Genomic DNA, 1,232 nt, shown 5'->3' on the forward strand with positions numbered 1-1,232 from the left:
TGAATCGCCCCTGGTTTGCTAGACACTCTCCAAGCTCAGAAAATAGCGTTTCTCATACTCTACTGGCGACAGCTGCATAGCACTGCTGTGTCGGCGTTTAGGGTTATAGAACATCTCAATGTAATCGAAAATATCACTTCGAGCTTCGTCACGCGTTGCGTAGATCTTTCGCCGGATTCGCTCCCGCTTCAAAAGCTGGAAAAAGCTCTCGGCCACGGCGTTGTCATGGCAGTTTCCTCGGCGACTCATGCTGCTAATCACGTTGTTGGCCTTCAAGAAACTTTGCCAATCCGAGCTACTGAACTGGCTACCTTGGTCTGAGTGGATCATCACTTGCTGCTGTGGCTTGCGTCGCCACACGGCCATCAGCATGGCGTCGATGGCTAGGTCGCTGCACATCCTGGGCTTCATTGACCAACCGATGACTTGGCGAGAGAACAGATCCAGCACAACCGCCAGGTACAGCCAACCTTCATAGGTACGGATGTAGGTGATATCGGTCACCCAGACCTTATTCGGCTCACTGACCTTGAACTGCCGCGCGAGGTGGTTGGGCGAGGCCACTGTTGGTTTTCCACCGTAAAACCCTGGCCGCCGCCGATAGCCAGTTTGCGAACTCAGTCCCTCTGCTTGCATCAAACGACCGACTCGATTCCGCCCACATGTCTCTCCTAGCTCTCGCAGGTCATCGTGAATTTTGCGATAGCCATACACGCCTCCGCTTTCTAACCAGGCATGCTTGATCAAGCCAAGCAGGCGTTGATCTTCTTTGCCTCGGGCAGATTGAGGCTCGGCCAGCCAAGCGTAGTAGCCGCTGGGATGCACCTTGAGGGTTTGGCAAAGGCGACGCACTGGATAATCCGTCGAGTGCTTCTTGATGAAGGCGTACTTCAGCCGCACTCCTTGGCAAAGTACGCGGCGGCCTTCTTTAAGATGTCTCGCTCTTCCGTCACGCGCTTGAGTTCAGCGCGCAGCTTACGCAGCTCAGCCTGCTGATCATCGTCTTGCTGACGCTGTTCTTGGGGTTTGCTGTAGAGCTTGATCCAAGCGTAAAGGCTGTGAACGGACATGCCCAGGCGCTGGGCAACATCGGCGACAGGCTTGCCTTTCTCGGTCACTTGCTTGACCGCTTCGATCTTGAATTCTTCAGGGTAACGCTGACGACTCATGGCACCTCCTATTTGGGCCTCATTATGAGGCTTGGAGGTGTCTACGAAACCAGGGGCGATTCA

Annotated in this window: 1 protein-coding gene; it reads right to left on the reverse strand. The window is 54.5% G+C overall.

What is annotated here, in order from left to right; translation table 11 throughout:
- Positions 1–18 precede the first annotated feature (18 nt).
- Positions 19–1,169, reverse strand: a protein-coding gene (locus tag AK81_RS27565) for an IS3 family transposase (RefSeq protein ID WP_154100864.1) whose coding sequence is annotated in 2 segments (ribosomal slippage) — positions 19–926 and positions 926–1,169 — 1,152 coding nt in all. Because the reading frame shifts where the segments join, the coding sequence is not laid out codon by codon here.
- Positions 1,170–1,232: the final 63 nt, after the last annotated feature.

The organism is Pseudomonas putida W15Oct28, from assembly GCF_000708715.2.
In the GTDB taxonomy this organism is placed as follows: Bacteria; Pseudomonadota; Gammaproteobacteria; order Pseudomonadales; family Pseudomonadaceae; genus Aquipseudomonas; species Aquipseudomonas putida_R.